This window comes from Curtobacterium sp. MCBA15_013 (genome assembly GCF_001865095.1).
Taxonomy (GTDB): Bacteria; Actinomycetota; Actinomycetes; order Actinomycetales; family Microbacteriaceae; genus Curtobacterium.
This window is the reverse complement of the sequence record NZ_MJGQ01000080.1, coordinates 1-272: the sequence shown is the minus strand read 5'-3', so window position 1 is coordinate 272 and position 272 is coordinate 1. Positions and strand designations below refer to the sequence as shown.

Here is a 272-nt window from a genome sequence, read left to right as displayed (position 1 = left end):
ATACCAATCATCCCAATCTCCGGCATAACTTCGGTGGGGATTCGATGGCAGCTTCGGGTCTTTTTGGTAGTCCTCAAAGTATTCCGTCTGTGTTTTGACCCCCAAGCGTTGAGCGGCTTCGGACGCCTCGGCAACAGTGGCGTACTTCTCACTGGGGCGCTCAGTGCCAAGGAAGCTGTACCAATCGGCCCAATGTTTGCCATAGATTTCGTCGGGATGGGATGGCAGCTTCGGGTCTTGTTTGTAGCCCTCTTTGTATTCTGTGGACGTTT

Annotated in this window: 1 protein-coding gene; it reads right to left on the bottom strand. The window is 52.9% G+C overall.

What is annotated here, in order from left to right:
- Positions 1 to 272 (bottom strand): integrase repeat-containing protein (locus BIV01_RS19145; protein ID WP_139199572.1); only part of this gene is annotated, 272 nt, incomplete at both ends.